This is a genomic window from Singulisphaera sp. GP187 (assembly GCF_900129635.1).
Lineage (GTDB): Bacteria > Planctomycetota > Planctomycetia > Isosphaerales > Isosphaeraceae > Singulisphaera.
Window position 1 is genome coordinate 1,641,538 of the sequence record NZ_FSRB01000001.1, and the last position, 22,900, is coordinate 1,664,437.

At 61.7% G+C, this 22,900-nt stretch carries 17 protein-coding genes and 2 tRNA genes; 11 read left to right on the top strand and 8 right to left on the bottom strand.

Annotated features, from left to right (window positions below; genetic code table 11):
- Nucleotides 1-130: 130 nt before the first annotated feature.
- Nucleotides 131-943: a dephospho-CoA kinase gene (gene coaE / locus BUS42_RS06485; RefSeq protein WP_074306219.1), complete on the bottom strand. Its 813-nt coding sequence runs from the start codon at nt 941-943 to the stop codon at nt 131-133.
- 538 nt (nt 944-1,481) lie between these two features.
- Nucleotides 1,482-4,175, bottom strand: a complete 2,694-nt coding sequence (gene polA, locus BUS42_RS06490; protein ID WP_074306220.1) for a DNA polymerase I — start codon at nt 4,173-4,175, stop codon at nt 1,482-1,484.
- 436 nt (nt 4,176-4,611) lie between these two features.
- Between polA and BUS42_RS06495 the strand changes: the two genes are divergently transcribed.
- Nucleotides 4,612-6,195, top strand: a complete 1,584-nt coding sequence (locus tag BUS42_RS06495; protein WP_074306221.1) for a coiled-coil domain-containing protein — start codon at nt 4,612-4,614, stop codon at nt 6,193-6,195.
- 222 nt (nt 6,196-6,417) lie between these two features.
- On the opposite strand, the gene BUS42_RS06500 is transcribed toward BUS42_RS06495, so the two are convergent.
- On the bottom strand, nt 6,418-7,566 hold the full coding sequence (locus tag BUS42_RS06500) for a citrate/2-methylcitrate synthase (RefSeq protein ID WP_074306222.1): 1,149 nt from the start codon (nt 7,564-7,566) through the stop codon (nt 6,418-6,420).
- Between the two features lie 463 nt (nt 7,567-8,029).
- On the bottom strand, nt 8,030-8,623 hold the full coding sequence (locus tag BUS42_RS06505; RefSeq protein WP_074306223.1) for a GbsR/MarR family transcriptional regulator: 594 nt from the start codon (nt 8,621-8,623) through the stop codon (nt 8,030-8,032).
- Between the two features lie 379 nt (nt 8,624-9,002).
- Here BUS42_RS06505 and BUS42_RS06510 point away from each other — a divergent pair, with 379 nt between their 5' ends.
- The 7 genes from BUS42_RS06510 (at nt 9,003) to BUS42_RS06540 (ending at nt 14,759) form a co-directional block, all read left to right on the top strand.
- The gene (locus BUS42_RS06510) at nt 9,003-9,167 is read left to right on the top strand and encodes a type II toxin-antitoxin system antitoxin (RefSeq protein WP_074306224.1); all 165 of its coding nucleotides are present in this window, start codon (nt 9,003-9,005) and stop codon (nt 9,165-9,167) included.
- Between the two features lie 179 nt (nt 9,168-9,346).
- Nucleotides 9,347-9,419: transfer RNA gene (locus BUS42_RS06515), tRNA-Asn, on the top strand.
- Between the two features lie 224 nt (nt 9,420-9,643).
- The gene (locus BUS42_RS43535; protein ID WP_159452179.1) at nt 9,644-9,781 is read left to right on the top strand and encodes a hypothetical protein; all 138 of its coding nucleotides are present in this window, start codon (nt 9,644-9,646) and stop codon (nt 9,779-9,781) included.
- A 212-nt stretch (nt 9,782-9,993) separates the two neighbouring features.
- Complete coding sequence (locus BUS42_RS46335) at nt 9,994-10,233, top strand: WD40 repeat domain-containing protein (protein WP_159452180.1); 240 nt, start codon at nt 9,994-9,996, stop codon at nt 10,231-10,233.
- 207 nt (nt 10,234-10,440) lie between these two features.
- Nucleotides 10,441-10,968: a tRNA adenosine(34) deaminase TadA gene (tadA, locus tag BUS42_RS06525; RefSeq protein WP_074306226.1), complete on the top strand. Its 528-nt coding sequence runs from the start codon at nt 10,441-10,443 to the stop codon at nt 10,966-10,968.
- Nucleotides 10,947-11,033: transfer RNA gene (locus tag BUS42_RS06530), tRNA-Ser, on the top strand. The genes tadA and BUS42_RS06530 overlap by 22 nt, the downstream gene beginning before the upstream one ends.
- A 1,803-nt stretch (nt 11,034-12,836) precedes the next feature.
- Entirely contained in the window at nt 12,837-14,759 is a 1,923-nt protein-coding gene (locus tag BUS42_RS06540) for an ABC transporter permease subunit (RefSeq protein ID WP_074306228.1), read from the top strand.
- Nucleotides 14,760-14,805: 46 nt separating this feature from the next.
- Here the strand turns inward: BUS42_RS06540 and BUS42_RS06545 are convergent, their stop codons facing one another.
- Nucleotides 14,806-16,113 carry a rhomboid family intramembrane serine protease gene (locus tag BUS42_RS06545; RefSeq protein WP_074310769.1) on the bottom strand — a complete coding sequence of 436 codons (1,308 nt, stop codon included), beginning with the start codon at nt 16,111-16,113 and terminating at the stop codon, nt 14,806-14,808.
- 405 nt (nt 16,114-16,518) lie between these two features.
- Between BUS42_RS06545 and BUS42_RS06550 the strand changes: the two genes are divergently transcribed.
- Nucleotides 16,519-17,124 carry a hypothetical protein gene (locus tag BUS42_RS06550; RefSeq protein ID WP_074306229.1) on the top strand — a complete coding sequence of 202 codons (606 nt, stop codon included), beginning with the start codon at nt 16,519-16,521 and terminating at the stop codon, nt 17,122-17,124.
- A 108-nt stretch (nt 17,125-17,232) separates the two neighbouring features.
- On the opposite strand, the gene BUS42_RS06555 is transcribed toward BUS42_RS06550, so the two are convergent.
- Complete coding sequence (locus BUS42_RS06555) at nt 17,233-18,027, bottom strand: glycerophosphodiester phosphodiesterase (RefSeq protein ID WP_074306230.1); 795 nt, start codon at nt 18,025-18,027, stop codon at nt 17,233-17,235.
- A gap of 495 nt (nt 18,028-18,522) precedes the next feature.
- Here BUS42_RS06555 and BUS42_RS06560 point away from each other — a divergent pair, with 495 nt between their 5' ends.
- Nucleotides 18,523-19,596, top strand: coding sequence for a hypothetical protein (locus tag BUS42_RS06560; protein WP_074306231.1), 1,074 nt, complete (start codon nt 18,523-18,525; stop codon nt 19,594-19,596).
- Between the two features lie 11 nt (nt 19,597-19,607).
- The gene (locus BUS42_RS06565; protein ID WP_254053339.1) at nt 19,608-20,801 is read left to right on the top strand and encodes an Ig-like domain-containing domain; all 1,194 of its coding nucleotides are present in this window, start codon (nt 19,608-19,610) and stop codon (nt 20,799-20,801) included.
- Between the two features lie 90 nt (nt 20,802-20,891).
- Here the strand turns inward: BUS42_RS06565 and BUS42_RS06570 are convergent, their stop codons facing one another.
- Both BUS42_RS06570 and glp read right to left on the bottom strand, forming a co-directional pair.
- Complete coding sequence (locus tag BUS42_RS06570) at nt 20,892-21,500, bottom strand: molybdenum cofactor guanylyltransferase (protein ID WP_074306233.1); 609 nt, start codon at nt 21,498-21,500, stop codon at nt 20,892-20,894.
- 29 nt (nt 21,501-21,529) lie between these two features.
- Nucleotides 21,530-22,789 (bottom strand): molybdopterin molybdotransferase MoeA, encoded by a 1,260-nt coding sequence (glp, locus tag BUS42_RS06575; protein WP_074306234.1) that lies wholly within the window; start codon nt 22,787-22,789, stop codon nt 21,530-21,532.
- Nucleotides 22,790-22,900 lie beyond the last annotated feature (111 nt).

Below are 22,900 nucleotides of genomic sequence, written 5' to 3' on the forward strand. Positions count from 1 at the left end.
CGGGTCAGCTTGGGCAGGCAATTGAATCAAAAAAATCGGGGCGTCAGGTCGGTCACGTCACAAGAAAATGCAGGTCGAAGTCATCCGGCTCGCCCGCGACCGGACGAGAGGAAAAAACGTGGGACTGTCCTCAAACCTCGGAGGAGCCGGCCGACGGGCCGGAACCGGACGAGGGCGAGGACGAGCGTGGGTTCGAGGGGCGACCAGGCCCGGGCGAGTTCGGGCGGTCGGAACGAGGCGATCCGCCCCGTTTGTTGGCCGAAGTGATCTTCTTGTCCCAGAAACGATTCACCTCCTCTTTGAGGCGATCCAGGCTGCCATCGTTGACGAAGACCAAGTCGGCTTGCCGCCGTTTCTCTTCAGGGGCCGACTGGGCCCGTTCCCGCAGAACCAGCTTCTCCTCGGTCCAGCCCCGTGTTTCCACGAGGCGGGTGAGCCGCTGGGGTCGAGGCGCATCCACATAAAGCACCGTGTCGCAAAGCGAATCCCAACCGGCCTCGAGCAGGATGGCGGCGTCGATCACGACGGCGCTCACCTTACCCTGGCGCTGGGCGCGTGCGATCGCTTTCTCAAAGGTCACCTGCATCCGCGGATGGAGGATCGTTTCCAGGTCGCCCAGGAGGGCCGGTTGCGCGAAGACGAGCGAACCGAGGATGCCACGGTCGATCAGCGGCTCGCTCTCCGGATCCGTCGCCGGGGCGAGAATCGCCGGCCCGAACCGGTCGAGCACCTGTTCGCGAACCGGCCGCTGATTGAGCAAGGAATGGCCGACCGCGTCGGCGTCAAGCACCAAGGCGCCACGCTCTGCCATGAACGCGGCCACCTGGCTCTTGCCGCCGCCAATCTCGCCGATGATCCCGATCACGGGAACCTGACCGTGCTTCCAAGGGCCTTGCCGCGGCTCGGGACGGTTCCGTGGGTAGGCGCGAGTGCGTGATTTCATGATGATCCTTGAGCCGACTTCAGCCCGCGGCGCTCGTTCGAATGGTCGAATCGCCCGAGGCAAATCAGACCGGTGAGGCGATCCAGAACATTTAGGCAAGCAAAGCGAATCATCGTGACGGGACAAGGCCCGACCAAGTCGCGTATGCGCGATGATTACGTATTCTCAAGTCTTGTCATTGAAGGGAACGAATGAATGTTCCAAGGGAAGAGTCTTAGATCCGTTCAGATCCAGTTGGGCGGGTCCCCGACGGTGTCACGTCGCCGAACCTTACCGCTCGAGACGTTCATTGGCTCGCACAGGCCGTTGATGGGAGGGATCCGGTATCCGCGAAAGGGGCATTGAAGGATGCAAGAGCGGATGACAGACAGACGAACTATTTATACTCCATCTTCGCTCGTGCTGCAACGGCATTCGACCGCTCCCGGACGATTTTCCGGTGGTCGTGAGGGAAATTCTCTCGGCGCGAATCCGCGCGGCCCGGTTGTGTCGTCAAGTTTTCCTTTGCACCTGAAAAATAACAGGGAGACGAGGCTCGTCAACTCACGGGCTGGACGTCTAGCCAGTTCGGTCCGGCGGCGAGGTCGACCTTGAGCGGAACATCGAGCTTCAGGGCGGTTGCCATGGCGTCGCGAACCAGCGGCGCGAGCGCCGCGATTTCCTCATCGGGCGCTTCAAAGATCAGTTCGTCATGGATCTGGAGCAGCATTCTCGCCTGGAGACCCTGGTTGCGAAGCTGGTGGTCGACGGTCAGCATCGCCCGTTTGATCAGGTCGGCGGCCGACCCTTGAATCACGGTATTGACCGCGGTGCGCTCGGCCAAGTTACGATTGTGGCCGGTTGTGTTCTTGATCCCATTGATCGGCCGGCGCCGGCCGAGAATTGTCTCGACCCGGCCGGTGGCCAGCGCGGTTTCGAGGGTCCGTGTGATGAACGTATCGACGCCTTCATACTCCTGGAAATAGGCCTCGATGAACGCGTTGGCGTCGACCTGGGAGATGCCGAGCCGGCCCGCCAGGCCGTAGGGGCTCAGGCCGTAGAGCACCCCGAAATTGACCGTCTTGGCGACCCGGCGCATCGAGGAATCGACGGCCGACTCGGCGACGCCGAAGATTCGCGCGGCGACGACGCTGTGAATGTCCTGATCGGCGGCGAACGCCTGGCGGAGCGCGGGGTCGCCCGAAAAGTGCGCGAGGATCCGCAGCTCAATCTGCGAGTAGTCGGCGGTAAGCAGCGACCACCCTTCGGTGCCGGCCACGAACGCCTGGCGGATCTGGCGGCCGTCCTCGGTTCGCACCGGGATGTTTTGGAGATTCGGGTCGCTCGAGCTGAGGCGTCCGGTGGCCGTCACCCCTTGGTTGAACGACGCGTGAACCCGTCCGTCACCCGGATGAACCAAGCCCGGCAAGGAATCCAGGTAGGTGCTTTTGAGCTTGGCGAGCTGGCGGTGCTGGATCAGGAGCCGAGGCAGCGGATGCTTCGCGGCGAGCTCTTCGAGCACCTCTTGCGCGGTGCTCGGCTCACCGCCGGGCGTTTTCTGGAGCGACGGTAGTTTCAGCTCCTCGAACAAGACCTGGCGGAGCTGCGGTCCCGACCCGATGTTGAACGGGTGTCCGGCCTGCGCGTAGATTTCCTCTTCGATGGTGCTCAACCGGCCGCCGAACTCCTTGGAGAGGCGGCTGAGCAAGGGGACGTCGACCTTGATTCCGGCCGTTTCCATCTTGGCCAAGATCGTGATGAGCGGCCGTTCGAGTTCGTCGTAGAGGGGCCAGAGCCCTTCGTCGCGCACTTTCGCGGCCAGGATCGCTTCGAGCCTCCAGGTGGCGTCGGCATCCTCGCCGGCATAGTGCGCGACGCGGGCGACCTCGACCTGGTCCATGGTCTTTTGCGTCTTGCCTTTGCCGATGAGGTCGGAGATCGGCACCATCGTGTGGTCGAGGAACCGGTGAGCAAGCTGGTCGAGGTTGTGGTTCCGTTCACCGCTTTCGAGCAGATAGCTCAAAACCATCGTGTCCGAGATCGGGCCGCCGATCTCGATCCCGTACCGGCTGAGCACGAGCATGTCATATTTGAGGTTCTGCCCGATCTTCTCGCTCGAATCCGATGCGAGGATGGGGCGGAGCGCCTCGAGCGTGGTCGTGACGTCGAGGTGTTTGTCCCACATCGGTCCGCGGACCGGGAGATAGTAGGCCACCCCTTCGTTCCAGCTAAATGCCAGGCCGACGAGGTCAGCGCGGAGCGGGTCGATCGCGGTGGTTTCGGTATCGAGGCAGAACCGAGGTTGTTGGGCCAATTCCGCAACGAACTCACGGAGCAGCTCGGGCGTATCAATCGTGCGGTAGTCGGTCTGCCAGACGGCCTCAGGGAGCTTCTCGTCCTCGGGGAGCTCGGTGAGGAAGCGATGAAAGCCGCTCTCGATGCAGAGCGTCTTGAGTTGTTTCGTATCGGGTGCCGTCGTTTTCAGGCTTTCCCAGTCGAGCTCGAGCGGTAAATCTTCGCGGAGGACGATCAGGCTCCGGGCCAGTCGCGCGGTCTCGGCGAACTGGCGGAGGTTTTCCTTGCGTTTGGCTCCCGAAACCTGATCCACGTGTGCGAGCAAGTTCTCGAGGTCGTTGAATTCTTCCAGGAGCTTGGCCCCGGTTTTGAGGCCGATGCCGGGAATTCCCGGGACGTTGTCCGCGGTGTCGCCGGTCAAGGAGAGGAGGTCGACCACCTGGTCGGGGCGGATCCCCCAGTCGCCCTTCAAGCCCGCCACGTCAAGGAATTTTTGAGTCCGGAGGTTGAAGATCCGCACGTGGTCGTTGAGCAGTTGGCGGGCGTCCTTGTCGGCCGTGCAGATGACGACGTCGAGTCCTTGCTCCTCGGCACGCCGGCAGACGGTCGCGATCACGTCGTCCGCCTCGGCCCCCGCTTCCATGAGCACAGGGACGCGGAACCCGTCGAAGACCCGGCGGATCACCGGGATTTGGGGCACGAGCTCCTCAGGCATGGCCGGGCGCTGGGCCTTGTATTCGGGATAGAGGTCGGACCGGAAGACCCGCCCCGCGCCGTCGAACGCGGCGGCCAGGTAGTCGGGCTTGCGATCCCTGACCAGGTTCACCAGGTCGCGGAAAATGCCGAAGACCGCCTGGGTCGGCTGCCCCGCGGGCCCTGTCATCAGGGGGATCGCGTGGAAGACCTGGTAGATCAACGAGTAGGCATCGAGAATATAGAGCGTCGGCCTGGGTTTCATCGAGCTCTGAGACGTGGTTTGGGGATCTGAGGGTCGTAGGGGAACGCGTCCGACCAAGTCGGCGGTTGGGAGGGATCGGTTCGATAGGGAGCAATTCTCAAAGGGGATGGAGCCATCGACTCCATTAAGTTTCAACGGTAATCGGACGGCTTGGCACTGTCAAGTCGCCGAGGCTTGAGGAGGCCCACCGACCCGCCCGGCGTTTAACAACTCAGCCCAGAACCCCTGGTCGTTTTCTTTTGACTGATTGGCATCGGCCCTTTACAATCAAACGAGTCGGAACTTTTCTGAGGATTCCGCGTCTAACTTTCCTAGAGAAATCGACGAATTTCTCAGTTTGATGCCGCATGCCCCTTCCCATGTGACATATTTTCTGCAAACCGGCGGATCCCCAAGCGCAGTTCGCGAGCGGTCCGATCGGCGGGAGACTTCACCCATGGCTGCAGCTAACGAGTCTCAGGGGCTCAAAATCGCCGTGGCGGCCTTCGTGTCGCTCACCGTGATTCTGGCCGTCACGTCTTACTTCCTCTATTCCAACTACGATCAGACCTTTCAGAAGCTGACCGCCGCTGAAGAGAAGATGCGGACGGCGCAGAAGACGGCCGACGAAGCGACCCGGCAGTCCGAAGACCTGCAGAAGGCGATCGGCTCTCGCGCCCAAGAATACGAGGCCGTGAAAGCTGAGATCGCCAGCGAGCGCAAGAAGATCGACGAAGACCTGGCCACGATCGGTCCGATGGTCGTGGACATGGTGACCAAGGTGCAGGCCGCCGGGGGCTCCAATCCCGCACTCGATGAGGTGAAGACCGCCGCGGTCAACCTTTCCGCGGCCTACAACAACGAGCCGAACAAGACGTTTCTGTCTTCGCTCGGCCGCGTCAAGGACCTGCTCAAGAACCAGGCCAAGATGACTGCGGTCTTGGCGGCCAACTACACCGAGTTGAGGCGCAGCCTCGAAGCGGCGAACACGGTCAACAAGCAGCAGATGGACGTGGTCGTGCAGTCGAGAGACACCACGAAGGCCGACCTCGAGAGCGAACAGACCAAGCACGTTCAAGCCCGCGCGGACCTTCACAACAAGGTGACGGATACCGAAGCGGAACTTGAAACCAAGAATACCGAGCTTGCCTCGAACAAGGCCGAGCATCGGCAGTACGTTGAAGAATCAACCACCGCGCGAAATCGTCTGAACCTGGTGGTTCGCGACCTCCGCGATGCCCAGGCCCAGAAGGAAACCGTTCTCGATCGTCCGGACGGCAAGATCACCTACGTCGACTATAACCGTGGGGAAGTTCGCACGAACCTGACCTTCGGCATGGGCGCGCGGCCTCAGATGAAGATGACCATCTTCGATAGCGGCTCGCCGGGGATCCCGACCGAGAAGCCGAAGGGGACGATCGAGCTGACCTACGTGAGCGACAAGTACAGCCTCGCTCGGATCGTCGAGACCAAGAGCTCGATCGACCCGATTCGGGTCAACGACATCGTCTATTCCCCGGCCTGGTCGCCGAATGAGCCGATGCGGTTTGCCCTGATCGGCAAGATGGACATCAATCGGGACGGCAAGGACGATCGGGCGGATCTGATCCGGATGATCGAGGCGGCCGGCGGAATCGTCGACTACGACCTTCCTCCGCCCGACGCCGGCAAGGAGCGGGGCAAGCTCTCGGGCTATGACTCCTGGTACGTCATCGACAACCCGGAAGATCGGCCGCCGCTGGTTGACTATCAGAATCGTCGCGAAGACTTGGGGACGGCCGAGCATGCCGACTTCGTCAAGAAACGATCCGACGCCATCCGGATCGCTCGCGACAATGGCGTACGGCCGCTGCTGATCGGCCGGCTGCTCAACTTCTTGGGCTATTCGTATAACGCACCGGTTCGGGGACATGCCGAAGCCATCGATACGAACGCGATGAAGAACTTGCTCCAGAAGCACACGGACGCGATGAAGCCGAAGGCCCCGGACGCCGAAGCCACCAAGGAAGAGGCGCCGATGGAGAAGCAAGAAGAGAAATAACGACTTTCTCTTGCGGACCTTTCCTCAAAACCCCCAGGACCCGGTCGATTCACTCGGCCAGGTCCTGGGGGTTTTTGATGCGCAAAGCGAAGGGGCACTTTTCGGAAAGTGCCCCTCGCGCTGCTCTTGAATCGAGGACGGAGCGAGCAACCCGTTCCCGTCCGGATCGCGAGCGGTCTGAGGCGGCGCCAATGCCGCCTCAGGCCGCGGAGACGATTGGGCTCACCGTTGGTCGATCGGTTTGATCTCACGGTTCGGCGGACCGATGTAGCGAGCCCTTGGTCGCATCAGTCGATTGTGATCGAGCTGCTCGATCACGTGAGCGGACCACCCGGCGACTCGCGCCATGGCGAAGATCGGGGTGTAAAGTTCGATATCGAGGTTCATGTAGTGGTAGAGCCGCGCGCTGGGCCAGTCGACGTTCGGGGGCAGGTTCTTCTGCGAGGTCACGGCCTGCTCGATCGGCTCGGCGATCCGTTCCCAACGATCGTCGCCGATCTCGGCCGCCAGCCGGGTGCAGTATTCCTTGAGGATCCGGGCGCGGGGGTCACCGGTCTTGTAGACGCGGTGGCCGAAGCCCATGATTCGCTCCTTACGGGCGAGGGCATCCTGGATCCAGTTCTCCGCGTTCTCGGGGGAACCCACCTGCTCGAGGACCTTCCAGGCTTCCTCGTTGGCACCTCCGTGAAGCGAACCTTTGAGCGTCCCGACCGCGGCGACGATCCCTGAATAGATATCGGAGAGGGTGGATACCGTCACCCGGGCCGAGAAGGTGGACGCGTTCAACTCGTGCTCCGTGTAGAGCACGAGCGAAAGGTCGAAGGCGCGGCGCATCGTTTCGGAAGGGACCTGGCCATTGACCATGTTCAGGAAGTTGGCCGAATGGTCGAGATCATCGCGAGGGGCGACCAGCTCGAGTCCCTTGCTGATCCGTTCGCGGTAGGCGACGGCGGTTGCCATCTGGGCGATCATCCGCTCCGCTTTGCGCACGTTTGCGGCGTGGTCAGTCGGTGGCGCGTTGACCTCGGGGTCGTAATGCGAAAGGACGCTGACGGACGTCCGGAGAACGTCCATGGGATGGATCGACGCCGGAATCTGGCGATAGAGGTCGACGAGAGCGGGGGGAAGGGTGCGCATCGCGCGGAGCCGGCCGTCAAATTCACGCAGTTGGCTGGCAGTCGGCAAGTCGCCATGGAGGAGCAAGAAGGCGGTCTCCTCATAGGAGACGCCGTCGGCCAAATCCTCAATGCGATACCCGCGGTATTCCAGCCCCCCGGCCCCCTCCTTACCCTCCACGTTGGCGATGGCCGTCTCGTTGGCGATCACCCCCTCCAGACCAGGATAATACCGATCCACCGACTCAGTGCTCATACACGACTCCGCTCAGGGTGGGCCTAAAATCGCCGCGCGCGTGGTTCTCTCGTGATGCCCGGACGCACGGGAAGGGAACGTCGAAATCCGGTCCGTACCCTCGTCTGTGGACGAATCAATGAGGGTCGTAACAAATCCCAGGACGTCGAGCGACAACCGACGTCGACGGACGTTCCGACTGGTCAGGGGCGGGATTCGATTCCAACGCCGGAAGTCTCGTCCGAGCGACTGCTGAACGCCCCTCACTCCCCTTAGTTTAGAGCAATTGGCACCGCGCTTCCATGACCCGTCGAGAAAACAAGGACCGACGTTTCCGTCAGATCGCGCGCGAACGTCTCGTGGCCCGACCATTAGGTTAAGACGGAGGGTCGCGACGGCTTGTTGCGGTCGCGACTGCCTCGAAACGGAGAGACTCTGAAACTCTTATCGGCCGATACGACCGGAATTTCCTTCAAGAATTCCCCTAGCCGGGCGGAACGTCCCCGTTCGAAAACTCAATCAGGTGGCGGAGTTCCTCCAGGTCGTCCGACTCCAGCGTCAGGAGCCGTGAGGCCAGCCCGTTGATCAGCCCAAAGAACTGACGGAGCGAAGCGATCCGCCCTTCCAGCTCCCGGAGCTCGGGGTCGAGCCGAATCGTCTCCACGCTCCGCTCGAGTACGACGAGTGTCGGATCCAGCTCTCGCCGTTTCCGCTCGCTGAGGATCCGGCGAAATAAGGTCCAGACGTCGGTCTCAGCCCGATAGAATTCGCGCCTCTGACCTTGGCGATGGACCTTGTGAACGACGCCCCAGGCCATCAACTCTCTCAAGTTCATACTGACGTTGCCCCGGGAAACCTGGAGCCGTTCGCGGAGCCCGTCCGCGGTCCAGTCGGTCCCGGTGATGTAGAGGAGCGCAAACAACTCCCCCATGGTCGCGTTGATTCCCCAGGAGCGGGCCATCATCCCCCAGTGCTCGACGAACTGACGCACCACGTCGTCGGATTGGAACTCAACCTCGGACCCACTCCGAACGTCAGGCAGGTCCGACGGGCCTTCCTTCGATTCGCTCTTCCCCATTTGCCATGACCTCGGGGGTTGTAAAGGGACGGGAATTCTTTTCAAGCCTCGCCCGACTTCCGGGGGGAGCGGCCGAGAAGTGTCGCGAGGCATCCGGACACGTCGCTCCAGAGCGAGGGGGATCGTGCGTCATTCACGGGTCACTCCATTCCGCTGATCGTTCTCTTGCACGCAGGTTGTGCCGGAGAATCCCCCCCCGACCAGCCTAATTTGCGAACTCGATCGGGTTGCGAAGAAAATGTTTTAAAAGCCCGCGCCGTTATCGGGTACAATAAGGGAGCATGCCCCAACGCGCGGATCGAATGCAGCCGTTGAGGGGCTTGACTCAATCCCTTGCTGCATGGTTTCTACGATCCCATCGAGCAGAGGAGCCTAATCCATGCCAGAAACTGTGGTTCATTTCCAGATCCGAATGCCCCCCGTCTTGCACGAGCAACTGGCGAGTTGGGCGAAAGAAGACAAGGCGTCGTTGAATGCCCTGATCGTTGGCATTCTCGAGAAGGCCATCGAGCAGCACGAGGCGAAGACGGCAAGCAAAGAATAGCCAGTCGGCGCGCCGTGACGAAGAGTTTGTTTCCTTCAAGCTCTTCGAAACGCCGAAGGCCTGATTGGTTCGGCCAGTGAACTTTTGTCTCTTCTTTTTTTAATTTCTTCCCTTTCGTGAGACTTGGAAGAATTGCCCTTGAGCCGAGCCGGCCCGCTCGATATGCTCAATGGGCCGATTCCCCGATAGCTCAATCGGTAGAGCGAGCGGCTGTTAACCGCTAGGTTCTAGGTTCGAGTCCTAGTCGGGGAGCTTGTCGACTTTGTAGCGTAAGTCGAAACAGATCAAGGGCTTGTGGCTAACACCCACGGGCCCTTTTTCGTTGGTGTCAGGAACGCTGACACAAATCTGACACATTTGGGGGCTTGCAGGGGCCATGGAATGGGGGCATGACCTCATTCGACTTCGAGCCCCAATCCTGTCGCTACCACATCCGCTTTCGCTGAGGGAAGGCTTTCAAGCGGTCCCTCCGGCTAATGGATGAGAAAGAAGTCCGCGCCGCTGTCACCCTCGTCGATGCGAACATTGACTTCCTCAAGTCGGGTGTGCTGACGATCTCCGAGGGCGTGGACGTCGGTTCGTTCATCCTCTCCGGCGGCAAAGTCATTGCCTGACAACGCGATGACCAGAGTCTCGGGAATTGCCTTGGCTTTGGTGGGATAATTGGCGGGCGCGAAGAGCAAGTCGAGTAGGGGGGCGATGGAGTTCGCACCCGATGGTTCCCGGATCCTGACCGTTTCGCGTCAGGATCGGGTCGTTCGAGTTTGAGACGACCGGAGTGTTGCCTCGCTCGGCTCGCTTCCCGCGGCCGCGAACAATGCATTTGATGACTCGCCCAAGATGGGCATTGGTTGCGGTGGTGCGCGAGGATGGAAGGGCCGAGCTCCTTGACGCAAAGTCAGGCCGCCGCCCACTTGGCTCGGTTCCGTTGGGGCGTTGTCTCACGGCCGTGACCTTTTCGCCCGACGGCAACTGGCTTGTGACCAGCGGCACTGACGGCAGGACCAGGCTTTGGGATTCGAACCGGTGGGTCGGAGCCAAACTCGAGACGGGGTCGCAACCCTAGCCAGGTTCGAGAGGCCGAAGCGTTGCGCGTCGGGAAAGTGCCCGCCGATGAGGCCAACTCCCCTTGCAAATGAGAGCGGGGTCGCTAGAATCGTGCGTAGGTTCAGGTCCTTGGAGTGTGTCGGAAAATTTTCGATCCACCTCTGCCGTCGATGCGGGTGAAACTAGGTCGTCTCTGTGTCTTGGATTTTTCCGGTGCCAAAGAGACATGGACCTTCCCCCATCGTTGTTGGAGAACGAAAGTTCTTGGGATCGGGAAATGATGCGCCGGTCGCTGACGCTCGCTCACGAGGCGATGTCGTTTGGCGAGGTTCCGGTCGGTGCGATTGTGGCGCGGGAGGGTCGTATCCTTTCCCAAGCGTTCAATTTGCGCGAGACACTGAACGATCCGACAGCGCATGCAGAACGACTCGCCCTCACTTTTGCGGGACGCGCTCTGGGCACGTGGCGACTCGAAGGGTATACTCTCTTCGTCACACTCGAGCCGTGTCCAATGTGTGCGGGTGCGATTGTTCAGAGTCGTATTGCTCGCGTCGTCTATGGGGCGAAAGACCCCAAGGCAGGCGCCTGCGATAGCCTCTATCGACTGGTGACCGACCCCCGGCTCAATCACCGGGCGAAAGTCACCGCCGGCGTCTTGGCCGAAGACTGCAGTGCTTTGCTCTCGCAGTTCTTCCAAGCCAGGAGGCCAGTTCGCAAGCCAGAGATTCCTTCGGAGGGGTGCCTGAGTGGTTGAAAGGGCCGGTCTCGAAAACCGGAATAGGTGCAAGCCTATCGTGGGTTCGAATCCCACCTCCTCCGCTGACGTCTGACAACGAGAGAGAAGTGGCCCGGCATGCCAAAGGTTATGACAACCTTTGTACATCGCCGGGTTTTCTCATGGGATGCGCCGGATTGATCGGGGTCAGGTTTGGCCCGCGTGGTGGCGAGATTCACGGTCTCTACGGTTTCGATCACGGCTGTTCAACTCGAAAATCCGATCTGCCTGGGTTGCCGTCCCCAGGGACCGCGGCGACCCGCCTGGATGGATTCGGTCGCTCCACGGTGAGGTCGACTCGGGCCACGGCCTTCGTCTTGGCCGCGGCGGCAGCGACAATTCTGCAGAATCGGCAGCACGGCGATCTCGCCGCCTTGCCATTCCAACTCCCGTGCCGCGGGCGTCAGCGACTTGTCGCCGTGGAGCCGGTCGTGGCCTTTAGGAATTCGCGTCCCCGTTTTGCGGACCTCGCGCGGCTCTCGGCGGTGGTCGGGAACTGCACAGAACCTCGACCTTGTTCCGGATTGCAGTTGCGGTACCGGCTTGTTCGCTGACCGGTTCACACGTTTCAGGTTGAGCGATTCTCGGGGTTTGAGGAACGGCCGCGTTGGTGCGGGACGGCCCAAGGCGGGAGGCCGACTCCCCAAACCCAAAGGAGATGAGCCGCGGTTGGGATTGGGGCAGGGGACGTCCATCGACGACCCGAACTCGTCCCGTCGGTGTCGGCTGGCCGACGGAAACGTGGGCCCGAGCAACGGCGGGGCTGGTCGCTCCATGAACCCGGATCTCGGCTTCACCGATGACTCGAACGAGTGCTGCGGGAATCGCCGCCAGGACCAACACGCCCCCCGCAGAGTCGACGATTGCAGGCGCCGACCAGGGACCGCAACTTCCTCGGGCCGTCACCCCTTCAGCGACCACCTGGCCACGGGTCTCATCGTACCGTAATGCAACGGCAACGATCGGGCCGCCGGCGGCGCTCTCCGCGGTCTTGGGCCGCCACCGACTCAGTCCCCCTCTCGCCATGGCTGGGGTCAGGGGATCGCCAGACGCCCACTTCCAACTTGCGATTGTGTATAACATGTTCATCCCTTTCGATTTCATGCGGCCACTGCCGGACCTGAACCCGTCATGACGCTTGCCTCTCCAGGCGGTTGCATCGATGCCGCAGTCGACGTGCCATGACCGACTCCTTTGTGGGGCCGATTCTGCGTATTGACCGGGCTGGTCTCGCCTGGGGAAGCTTGCGGGCCAAAGGCGTCCTTGAGGGTTGGCCGGCCTCGTCGGCACGCATGGCTGACACAGGCCGTCCAAGCGGTTCGAAACGGCTATCCAAGCCGGGTTTTCCCCCCTCCGAGGCCTGAGACCTTGAATCGCAAATCGAGTGCGCCAATCAGGATTCTCGCGGCTCCTGGAACGCGATCAAACGCTCGCGTGCACCTTGTGTCAGGAGTTCGTTTGTAAAAACGACCCACGATCGATTGCGCAGAAGCTATTCCTCGAGTCGCGGTGCGACCCTGCCCGTCCGGTCATCATGCTGAGAATCGCTCATCCCGGGACTGCGGGCGCCAGCCCATACTCACATTGGAATCATAATAGTAAAATAACGGCAAAAATTTAGAGTGAAATTGTGTTTGATTAAAATGTTGGTTTTGTCGTGAAAGCAAAGAGCTGTGCCATCCGACAACGACCGAGGATGAGTCATCGGAGGATTGATGTCCGGATCCGCCGCGAACTCGATAAGCCTTCCCGGTTCGGGCGGCACGGGCTTGAAACTTTGCGTCCCGCTGGGTCTAATCTGGTGAAACCTATGACGTTTGTCGGTTGACGTGATCGAGGATCCGGATATGCGAATTGGTCCGATTCTCGAACGTGAGTTGCTCACCTTGGTGCGGCGCAAGACGGCGTTCCTGGATCGTTATGTCGCGATCGTGCTGGAGTTGGCGGTCGTCTTGGGGTGTGCCTGGGTTTGGGACCATCGGGAGTGGGACCGGCGCTCGCTTGCGGGGGTCTCAGCATTTGCGCTCACCCTCTTTGTCCTGACGCTTGGCGTGCTCTTGAATGCGACGTTTGGCCTTGTGATTGCGCAAGTTTCGAAGGCCATCGCTTCGGAGCGTGATCGGAAGTCGCTGGATGCGTTATTAGCCACGCAGCTCTCGTCTGCCGAGATTGTTCTGGGCACCTTGGCCGCGGGCCTGGTTCGCTGGGCGAATGGCCTGGCCACCCTGGTGCCGGTTCTTGTCCTCTTGATCCCGTTCGGGGGTGTCGACCCGCGATTGATCTTGCTTGGCGGGGTGGGACTGGCATCGACGGCCTTTGCTCTGGCCGCGATCTCCGTGGTCGCCTCGATTGTGGCACGGACCGCGCGGGGGGCGATCGCCATGGCGATCTCGCTGACGACCTCGTGGTTCGCTCTACCGCTATTCGTGCTGATCATGAAACCTCGGCTCTGGCCGTCCGGGCCCGCCTGGATCGTCACGATTGCCATCGAGTTGCTCGCGAGCAGCCCGTTCGGCTTGGTCGCCAACCTGAGTGGAATCGTCCGGCGGGGAAGCCCGATCCAGGCGGTCTGGCGGATGGTCGGTTGGGAGTTGATCGGCGGGCTGCTGCTGGTTGCCTGGGCGATTTGGCAACTCCGCCTGCGGTCGCGCGCCCACTATGACAACGAAACGCGGGTCGCCGGACGGAGAATTCTCCGGGCGGCCCGTTGGCGATTACCACGCCCTCCGTGCGGCGATGATCCGGTGCTCTGGCACACGGTCTATTCCAACCGGACCGCGAGTCCGTTTGCCCGAATTCTTGGACACTTGATCAACCTCGGTTGGCTCGGAGTCCTGGGTGTCGTCATGGGTTGGTTTGCGGTGGCCGCCTTCAAGGAACTCGCCACTCGCGGCTATGGGGCGACCCCCGAAGCGTTCACCATGCCGGATGCGAATCCGTTGGCGAGAGTCCTGTACGAATTACTCTCCGGGACCTCCGGGGGCCCGAGTTCAGGCCAAGCCCGACTTGAATTCAACCTGGCGCTGCGAACTTTCTCGGCATTTTTTGCGGTCTTTTATGTATGTTCACTCAGCGTTGGAGCGATGCAGAGCATGGAGGCGGAGCGGGAACGCGACACTTGGACCGGTCTGATCGCCACTCCGCTCTCCGGGTGGGAGATTGTCTGGGCGAAGATGTGGGGGGCTCTCATCAGATCCCGCCCCGCGGTCATCTTGATGGTCGGGCTCTGGACGGTCGGAGTCTTGGCGGGCTCAGTTCACCCCCTCGGTTTCATCGCGGCGCTGGTGGGGATGGCCGTGACAGGGGTCTTCGTCGCGGGTCTCGGAGTTTACGCAGGCTTAATGGCCGTGAATGGTCGCGATGCGAAGAATCTGATTGGGACGCTACCGTATCTGCTTTGCCTGTCGGGTCTGGCAATCCTGCTGCCGGGACGAGGGAGCGTTCTGGCCGCGGCCGCTTCGCCTCCGCTTCTTGCGCTTTGCTCACTGTTCATTTATGAGGATATCCATACGGTTTTCAACGGCGGCCTCTTTCCCCTCGGCAATGGTCCGTCCAGCTACAAGCCGGGGCTCGAGGCGCGGCTGGTGCTGGCCCTCTGGGGCATCGGCACGCTCGCCCAAGCCGTTGGAGCCCTCGCAGTGATGCGCGCCATGTCCAATGGTTTCGACGCGGCCGTGGGGCGTCCGACTCGACCCCGCAGCTTGACCGAGAAACCGTCGAGACATGGTATGGAACTGCCGCTTCGAGGGATTGACGGGCAGGTCCACTGAACGGTTGAGACGGCAGGGAAATCGGCTCGCTCGTTGCCGGATCCGTTCAGTCATCGTCCTCGAGTTCGAGCACACCGTCCTCGCACATCCGACTGGCCTGGAGTGCAAGCTTTTGACGGGCGGTTTCGAGGTCGGCGGGGAGTGCGCCGGGCTTGATCTCCTCGAGAACCCGAAGGGCGGCGGCGGGGCGCTGGCGGTCGCGGATTAAGACCTGGGCGAGCTTGAGTCGAACCCGGTTCGATGCATCGGGGTAGTAGCGACAGTGGTCGCGCATCAGGCGGATTGCATCGGAATCCGCGCCAGCCGAGCCGAAGGCTTTGATCATCCCGAGCAGTTCGGGCTGCACCGGCCAGTTGACCAGGGTTCGGGCGGACGTGTCATAAGCGACGAGTGCGCCGGCGACATCCCCCTTGTCGATGAGCGCGCGGACCCGCCGGACGGCCGCCGCCGCGCGATCGTCCGTGCTGGGGCCGTCCGTTTGAGCCTCACCGTGGGACCCTTTGCCGCCTGCCTTCGCCCTGGCCTTGGCTTTGAGACTGGAGCGGAGGACCTGCTTCTCGCGATCGAGCCGTTCTCCGCGTTGGTTCCATTCGTGCGCGAGCTTGGCCCGTTTCTTAAGGAGCGCGAAGACGTCCCATCCTTCGCAGTCGACGAGTCCGACCTTGAGCAAGGTGATGGCGACGACGGCACCCCAGAAGGCGCCGGAGAGGTGGCCGATCTCGGTGACCATGACCTGATTGCCGAGCGTTCCCCAGACCACCAGGCCGAGAAGCTGCTGACCGATATAGAGCAAGGCGACCGTTGTGTAATAGAGATCCCAGTGAGAGACGAATGTACGGAATCCGATCATCATGACGACCGTGCAGTTCAACTCATTCCTCGGAGCCCAGATCATGCAAGTCGCGAGCAGACCATAGACTGCGGCCGAGGCCCCGGCCGCGTGTCCATCCATCCCTGATTTCATTAACAAGAGTTGGACGAATGCGCCGTGGAGCGAGCCGATGGCCAGGTAAGTCAGCAAGTACTTGATGGCGCCGAGCTTCCCCTCGACCACGATTCCGAAAGCCCAGAGGAACAGCATGTTCCCGGCCAGGTGGCCCAGCCCGTAGTGGAGAAAGTTGTGGGTCACCCACTGGACCGGGTGCAGGCGGCCGTCGCCCAATGCCAGCGCATACCGATCGAATTGGGAGACGCTTTCGACACTCTCAATGACCTCGTCGTCCTCATTCAGCAAGATCACACCCGTGTCGGGTGGGACCACGAACAAGAGCGCGACGTTCAGCGCGATCAACATGACCGTGACGTACGGCCAGTGATAGATCGGGGCGTCAGTGCCGGTCGGAATGACGATCATGGCCAGGCTCAGCAAAGAAGAGGAACTGTTTCCTCCGGGAAGCTACCATACTTCCTCGGGTCAACTGAGACAACTTTGTCTCAAACATCGGTGATGCGAATTCCCCTTGCGCGTTGACACCACGCGACCCAATCGCTACGTTGCGGCGCAGACTTACCAGGATCCGTCAAGTGGACGCACATCACTCGCTGGCGCTTTTCCCCAGGCTCGTTCCGAGCGGAGACGAATGACTCCGTCTCGAACAAGCCCGCTTTACCGATCCACCGCGGGGCCTGTGCTCCTCATTCGTTCCTGAATTCAAACGGGTCTGGAATGGCCATTCCTTGGGACCGTGAACGGTTCTCTGCTTGATTGTTTGATGAACTTGAGACAGATCATCCATTAGGAATCGAGAAGGACGTCTCCATGCTTCCCCAATTGTTCCTCAAGAAGTCGTTCGCCTCGATTGGCGTGGTATTTGGACTCGTCGTGATTTCCGGATGTGGCGGCGCGGTTCCCGCCCCCAAAACGTTCGTCGCGTTCCATTCCCCGTCCGGCCGATTCTCGTGCGACTATCCGCAAGGATGGGAGACGACGAGCGCCGGGAAGCCGGAATCGCCCAATGCGTGGGCCAAATTCACCAGCGGACATGCGGAGATCCGGGTTGAGGCCGACCTCGCCGGTTCGCTGTTGGGCGATATGGCCAAGTCCACCGGTTCCACGTTCGGGGTCGAGGAAGAACCGCCCGTGGCCAGGATCCACCCGATGGGTGAGCGGCAGATGAAGGAGGATTTCACCAACTACAAGGAACGGGAACCGAAGTCGTTCCAGTCCAAGGGAATCGGCGAGGGGCGGCGGTCGACCTTCATCGCCGACCAGACGCTCGGAGGTAAGATCTACGGCTACCGAGCGACCTTGCTCGCCAACGACCGCCGCATCACGGTCGTCTGCACCTGTCCCGCAACCAACTGGAAGACCCTCAAGCCGGCGTTTGAGACGGTTGTCGCCAGCATCCGTCAAGGCGGTTCATGAACAAGTCGGCAGGCCTCGACTCTCGGTGAACGCGGGGAGAGTCGAGGCCCCCCTGGTTTTGCCGGCTCTGTTCCATTCCTTCGATGCGCAGGTGGATCGAAGCGGCCTTTATTGCCCGAGTTGCGCTTTGAGCCATTCGGCTTTGTTGGTGGTGATCGCGCTGATCCCAGCGTCGATCAGCTTGCGGGCTTCTTTGGGATCGTCGACCGTCCACACGTAGAGTTCGAGCCCCGCGTCTTTGATTTTCTGAGCGAGCGCGCGGTCGAGCGGTCCCTTGGCCGCGAGGTCGAGTCCGTCGGCCTTGATCGCTTTGGCCTTCGCAATCAAGTCGTCAATGCTCGGGGTCCAGACCTTCGTTTCCTTGTCCTGTTTGAAACTTGCCAGGTAAAACGCCTTGAGCTCCGGGAGCTGGCGCTTCGCCTCGGCGACCGCGTCGGCCTGGAAGCTGATGACGACCAGTTGCTCGGGTTTCTTGCCCGACTCGCGGACCGCTTTCACCAAGGCCGGGATCGCCTCGGCGCCGACTTTGACCTCAATGAAACAACGGGCCCCCGCGGGGATCGTCGCCAGGGCCTCCTCGAGCCTGGGCAACTTCTCCGCCGACCACTTCGCCGCCTTCCAGCTTCCGGCATCGAGGGTTCGCAACTCGTCCCAGTTGGTCTCCTTGATTTTTTTCGAGACCCCCGTGGTCCGCTTCGTGTCGGCATCGTGACAGACGGCGAGGATGCCATCCTTCGACAAGTGAACGTCGAGCTCGATGGCGGGGACCTTCCGTTCCCAGGCCAGCCGGAACGCGGCCAGCGTGTTCTCCGGAGCATCGGCCGACTCGCCGCGATGAGCAATCAATTCCACCGGCGAACTCCCGGCCAAGAGAAGCATCAGTAATCCAGAAGACCAAACCATCGTGACCACTCCCGGAGAGCAAAGGACGATTCCGAACAGCCCGGACTGAGAACTCGTCGGGACACGGTTCCCGAACCCGTTCCCTTTGTCTATAACTCGCGACGATCGCAATCGCCAGGCCGCACCCTATGACAAGGGAAAGATAACCGATCGTATCATCGCGCGCTGAAGCTCGCGTGAAGAAAACAATAAGAGTACCTGCATGCTCGTGCGATGGCCCGCCCATTCAGAACCCGAGACCAGCCCCGTCTGGTTTGCGTATTGCAATCCCGATCGGAATAGTAGATATTTGGTGCCGAACCGAGTGGCGACGATCGTTGGGAGTTGCCGCCGCTATTTCGTTGCAGAGCGTGTTGGGGTCGCGTATGGTCCGGGGAATCAGGCCTGAGTTTTTGCCGTAATTGGGCCTTGGCACCACGACTTGACGCATTGGTCTCTGCAGACGGATGGTGAGAGGTTGTTTTTGTCCTTCGAATTTCAACCGGGAGAACAGCGATGCTGAAGCTGCGAATCGCCTCGACCGCTCTCGCCGCGGTGGTGCTGGCGGCCGGATCCGCCGACGCCGCGGGGTTGTCCAAGGGGACGCCCGACTGGAAGTCCGCGGGGCCGATCTCGTTTGGTCCCAAGGGGGTCTTGTTCCTTGCCGACTCGCAAGGCGCGGCCATTTTCGCGGTTGATACGGCCGACGTTCAGGCCGATTCGGCGGGTGGACCTCTGAAAGTCGACGGGATCGATGAAAAAGTCGCCGCTCTGTTGGGGACGACCTCCAAGGGGATCGTGATTACCGACCTCGCCGTCAATCCGGCTTCGGGCAAGGCCTACCTGACCGTCGCCCGCGGGAAGGGCCCCGACGCCGCGCCGGTGCTTGTTCGGGTCGATCGCTCGGGCAAGCTCGAGATCGTCTCGCTCGAGAACGTACCGTTTGCCAAGGCGAGCCTGCCGAATCCGCCCACGAAGGAGAAGGCGAAAGCCGAGTCGATCACCGACCTGGCTTTCGTCGACGGCCGCGTGTTCATCGCCGGTCTGTCCAACGAAGAGTTTGCGTCACGCCTGTTGTCGATCCCGTACCCGTTTGCTGATGCCAGCAAGGGAACGAGTGTTGAGATCTACCACGGTGCCCACGGCCGCTTTGAAACCGGTTCGCCGGTCCGGACGTTTGCCCCTTATCAGATCAAGGGGGAGTCGTTCCTGCTCGCCGCGTACACCTGCACCCCGCTGGTCAAGCTTCCCGTCGCTCAGCTCAAGCCGGGAACGCACGTGAAGGGGACGACGATCGCCGAGCTCGGCAATCACAACAAACCGCTCGACCTGATCGTTTACCACAAGGATGGCAAGGCCTTCCTGTTGCTGACGAACAGCAGCCGAGGAGTCATGAAGATTCCGACCGAGAAGGTTGAGACGCAGGAGGGGATCACGAAGCAGGTCAAAGACACAGATGGAATTGCTTATGAGAAGATCGAGGACCTTAAGGGGGTCACCCAACTCGATGAGCTCGACAAGGACCATGCGTTGATCCTCGTTCAGACCCCGGCCGGTGCGCAAAACCTCGAGACCATCGCGCTGCCATGATCGCTTTGAGCATGCATCTCGTTCCTTGCTTGACGATCGCCTTGCTTGCCGCCGCGCCGGACGTTCCCAGTCCGGCGCGGCCGGCGAACTTCGTCATTCACTGGCAGGCCGGCGAAGGGGCAGCCCCGTCGTCCATTGAGGTCGACGGGATCGACCCGACCGACCTGGCCGCACTTTCGGCCTTGAGCCAGGTGAAGCCAACGACGTTCGCGTGGTCGCGGGTTTTCACCGTCACCGTCGCCCCGGAAGGCCAGGATGAGGACGAACGGCCGCCGATCCTGGGGACGTACCGGGTCGTCGACGCTCGGTTGCGGTTCGAGCCACGGTTCCCGATCGAGCCCGGGCTCAGGCACCGCGCGGCGTTCCGGCCCTCCCAGCTTCCTCTCGAGCCGTATCAGGGACTGAAGGACGTCGTCACGGAATTCAAGCGGCCGCTACCGCCCCCTCCGGAACCCGCGTTCGTCGTCCGAGTCGACCCCGCAAGCGATCGCTTGCCTGAAAACTTGCTCAAGTTCTATCTCCACTTCTCCGCGCCGATGAGCCGGGGAGAGGCCTACGCACGCGTGACCCTGATCAACGCGCAAGGCCGAACGCTCGATGTCCCGTTCCTGGAAGTGGGCGAGGAGCTTTGGGATCCGTCCGGGACCCGACTGACACTTCTGCTCGATCCGGGGCGGATCAAGCGCGGACTCAAACCGCGCGAGGATCTGGGGCCGATCCTCGAGGCCGGCAAGGCGTATACGCTGGTCGTCGACCGGAGTTGGTCCGACGCGACGGGCCATCCTCTCCGGGAATCGTATCGGAAGTCGTTCAAGACGGGGCCTGCTGATGAGACTCAGCCCGACCCCAAGAACTGGATCGTCAAGCCGCCGGCGGCTCGGACTTCCGACCCGTTATCGCTCGAGTTTCCCGAGTCGCTCGATCGCGCGATGTTAAATCGTACCCTGTCCGTACTCGACCCCGAGAAGCAGGAGATACCGGGCCGGGTCGAGCTGAATGCCTTGGCGACTCGCTGGAGCTTCCACCCCGATCGTGCTTGGACACCCGGTCGATATCAGGTCGTGGTTGACACCACCTTGGAAGACCTGGCGGGCAACAGTATCGCCCGCCCGTTTGAGGTCGATGTCCAGCACCCGATCACGCGTCGAACCGAGTCGGGAACGGTCTCGATTCCTCTCGAGATCCGTGCTCAGGCTTCTCCCTGAACGATTCGTTCCCCGCTGACCTCAGATTATTGTTGGAATTCCAGGTGAAGACCTTCTCCCAAGCCGATTCCTTGGTGGGCCGTGCCCACCCTACGGGACGGGAAGGCCCGCGTCGCTCAGCGCCTTCGCGTATTCCTCAGGGGTGTTCAGATTGCGCAGCGAGGCGAGTTCGGGATCCACATGGCGGAGTTCTTCACTTTCAACGACGTGTGTTTGAAGCAGATCCATGAGATTAAGCAGACGAAACTGATTCTGGCGCAAAAGTTTTTCCATGGCAGGCAGACTGGTCGCCCGTCGGTAGACCGCGGACAGGGGGTGATGAAAACCGTCGACGAACGGAAGCGCCAGGTCATTCACTCCGATCAACTCGTGGAGCCGCTTGATCCAGGCGGGGCGGAGGAAGGGCGTATCGGTCGCCGTGGCGAAGACAAACTCGACGGAACAGGGCAAGGCGGTCAAGCCGGCGGCGAGCCCTTGAAGCGGGCCGCGGCCCGAGACCGGGTCATGGACGATCCGGACGGAGTCGGGCAGGGGGGGGCAAACTTGTCCTGGCGCGGCGACGACCACAATGACGTTGGCCTGTTCGCTCACGATCCGGACGACGCGTTGGAGCAGTCGCTCGGGACCGAACGCGAGCCCTGCCTTTGGCTGACCCATCCGCCGACTCTCACCTCCGCACAGGACTACAGCGCCTCGCATGAATCGGTCTCGATCGAATCGATTCGGTCTCACCCTGTTCCCCGGATCAGATCGTCGGAATCCGAACCGGGAAACAAGTCATAGAACCAGACTGTGACCAGGGCGTTCGCGGGATACCCGTTCAGGTCGGCCGGTACGATGACGAAACCGTCCGCGCGGGTGGTGCTCGAAAGGATCGAGGCGCCGCTGGCCGCCAAGGGTTCCACTCTCCCTTGATCGATCGTCACCCGCACGTAGTCGACACGGCCGGCGAGCGAGTCGAGCGGGCGTGCGAGGGGCAGCGCTCTCGGTCGGTAGGGCCAATTTCGGGGTCGTCCCCCTTGGAGCCGGACGATCGGGCCCGCGAAGAAGTCGTAGGCGCAGAGGCAACTGACGGGGTTGCCGGGCAAGAGCACGACGGCCGCTCCCCCGATGAAACCGAGGCCCGTCGGTCCGGCCGGGCGGAGGGCGATGCCATGGACGGCGAGCTCGCCCAACTCGGCGACGATCCCAGGGACGTGGTCCTCAGGGCCGGTCGAAGTTCCCCCGGAGACGAGCACGACATCGGCCCAACTGGCCGCTTCGGCAATCTCCGCCCGAATGCGGTCGCGGTCATCGGGCAGTGGGCCGACAACTCGAGGAAGGCCGCCATCCCGGACGATCAGGGCCGCGAGCATTCCTGAATTCATGTCGGCAATTTGATAGTCGGCAGGAATATGACCGGCCGTGACCAGTTCGTCCCCCGTGACGATCACCGCGACCTGGGGACGTTGAACGACGGCGACGGTGCCGGCACCCACCGCGCTCAGGACACCGAGGTCTTGCGGGCGAAGCACCCGGCCCGCTGAGAGCACCACGGTCCCGGCCTCGATATCCTCGCCGATCCTACCCACATGCCGTCCGACGGTCGTGGCCTGGAACACGCGGACCGTGGGGCCGTCGCGTTGCGTCGATTCGACGCGCACGACGGTATCGGCTCCCTTGGGGATGGCCGAGCCGGTCGTGATCTGAATCGTTTCTCCCGGACCCACCGTGAGGTTGCTGAGCTGTCCGGGGCGGGCCTCTCCCACACAACGGAAAAGGACAGGGCTCTGTGCGGTGGCGCTGACGGTCTCGTGACCTCGGAGCGCATATCCGTCCATCGCTGCGCGATCGAACGAGGGAACGGGAGCCTCAGCCCGAATCTCCTCGCCCAGCACACGACCCGCCGTCTCACGGAGCTCGACCGGTTCGACGCCGAGGCGTGGGATCCCTCGGGAGATCAGCGCAACGACATCCTCGACCTGGGTTCGGTCCCGAAACCCTTGCATTCTTGGATCGTAACGCGACGCGCGCGTGACCGTCTCAGACTCACCCATGTCGTTTCGCTCAAACGCCGATCGCCGTGGAGCTTGATCTGCGGCACTCCGCTTCAGTGTAAC

Excerpts from the sequence above, each read along its gene's own strand:
- BUS42_RS06570 (WP_074306233.1), bottom strand. The coding sequence starts at position 21,500 with ATGCGAGGCGCTGTAGTCCTGTGCGGAGGTGAGAGTCGGCGGATGGGT.
- tadA (WP_074306226.1), top strand. The coding sequence starts at position 10,441 with ATGGACCTTCCCCCATCGTTGTTGGAGAACGAAAGTTCTTGGGATCGG.
- BUS42_RS06550 (WP_074306229.1), top strand. The coding sequence starts at position 16,519 with ATGCTTCCCCAATTGTTCCTCAAGAAGTCGTTCGCCTCGATTGGCGTG.
- BUS42_RS06545 (WP_074310769.1), bottom strand. The coding sequence starts at position 16,113 with ATGATCGTCATTCCGACCGGCACTGACGCCCCGATCTATCACTGGCCG.
- coaE (WP_074306219.1), bottom strand. The coding sequence starts at position 943 with ATGAAATCACGCACTCGCGCCTACCCACGGAACCGTCCCGAGCCGCGG.
- BUS42_RS06500 (WP_074306222.1), bottom strand. The coding sequence starts at position 7,566 with ATGAGCACTGAGTCGGTGGATCGGTATTATCCTGGTCTGGAGGGGGTG.
- BUS42_RS06565 (WP_254053339.1), top strand. The coding sequence starts at position 19,608 with ATGCATCTCGTTCCTTGCTTGACGATCGCCTTGCTTGCCGCCGCGCCG.
- BUS42_RS06510 (WP_074306224.1), top strand. The coding sequence starts at position 9,003 with ATGCCAGAAACTGTGGTTCATTTCCAGATCCGAATGCCCCCCGTCTTG.
- BUS42_RS46335 (WP_159452180.1), top strand. The coding sequence starts at position 9,994 with ATGACTCGCCCAAGATGGGCATTGGTTGCGGTGGTGCGCGAGGATGGA.
- polA (WP_074306220.1), bottom strand. The coding sequence starts at position 4,175 with ATGAAACCCAGGCCGACGCTCTATATTCTCGATGCCTACTCGTTGATC.
- BUS42_RS06505 (WP_074306223.1), bottom strand. The coding sequence starts at position 8,623 with ATGGGGAAGAGCGAATCGAAGGAAGGCCCGTCGGACCTGCCTGACGTT.
- BUS42_RS06540 (WP_074306228.1), top strand. The coding sequence starts at position 12,837 with ATGCGAATTGGTCCGATTCTCGAACGTGAGTTGCTCACCTTGGTGCGG.
- BUS42_RS43535 (WP_159452179.1), top strand. The coding sequence starts at position 9,644 with ATGGATGAGAAAGAAGTCCGCGCCGCTGTCACCCTCGTCGATGCGAAC.
- BUS42_RS06560 (WP_074306231.1), top strand. The coding sequence starts at position 18,523 with ATGCTGAAGCTGCGAATCGCCTCGACCGCTCTCGCCGCGGTGGTGCTG.
- BUS42_RS06495 (WP_074306221.1), top strand. The coding sequence starts at position 4,612 with ATGGCTGCAGCTAACGAGTCTCAGGGGCTCAAAATCGCCGTGGCGGCC.
- BUS42_RS06555 (WP_074306230.1), bottom strand. The coding sequence starts at position 18,027 with ATGGTTTGGTCTTCTGGATTACTGATGCTTCTCTTGGCCGGGAGTTCG.
- glp (WP_074306234.1), bottom strand. The coding sequence starts at position 22,789 with ATGCAAGGGTTTCGGGACCGAACCCAGGTCGAGGATGTCGTTGCGCTG.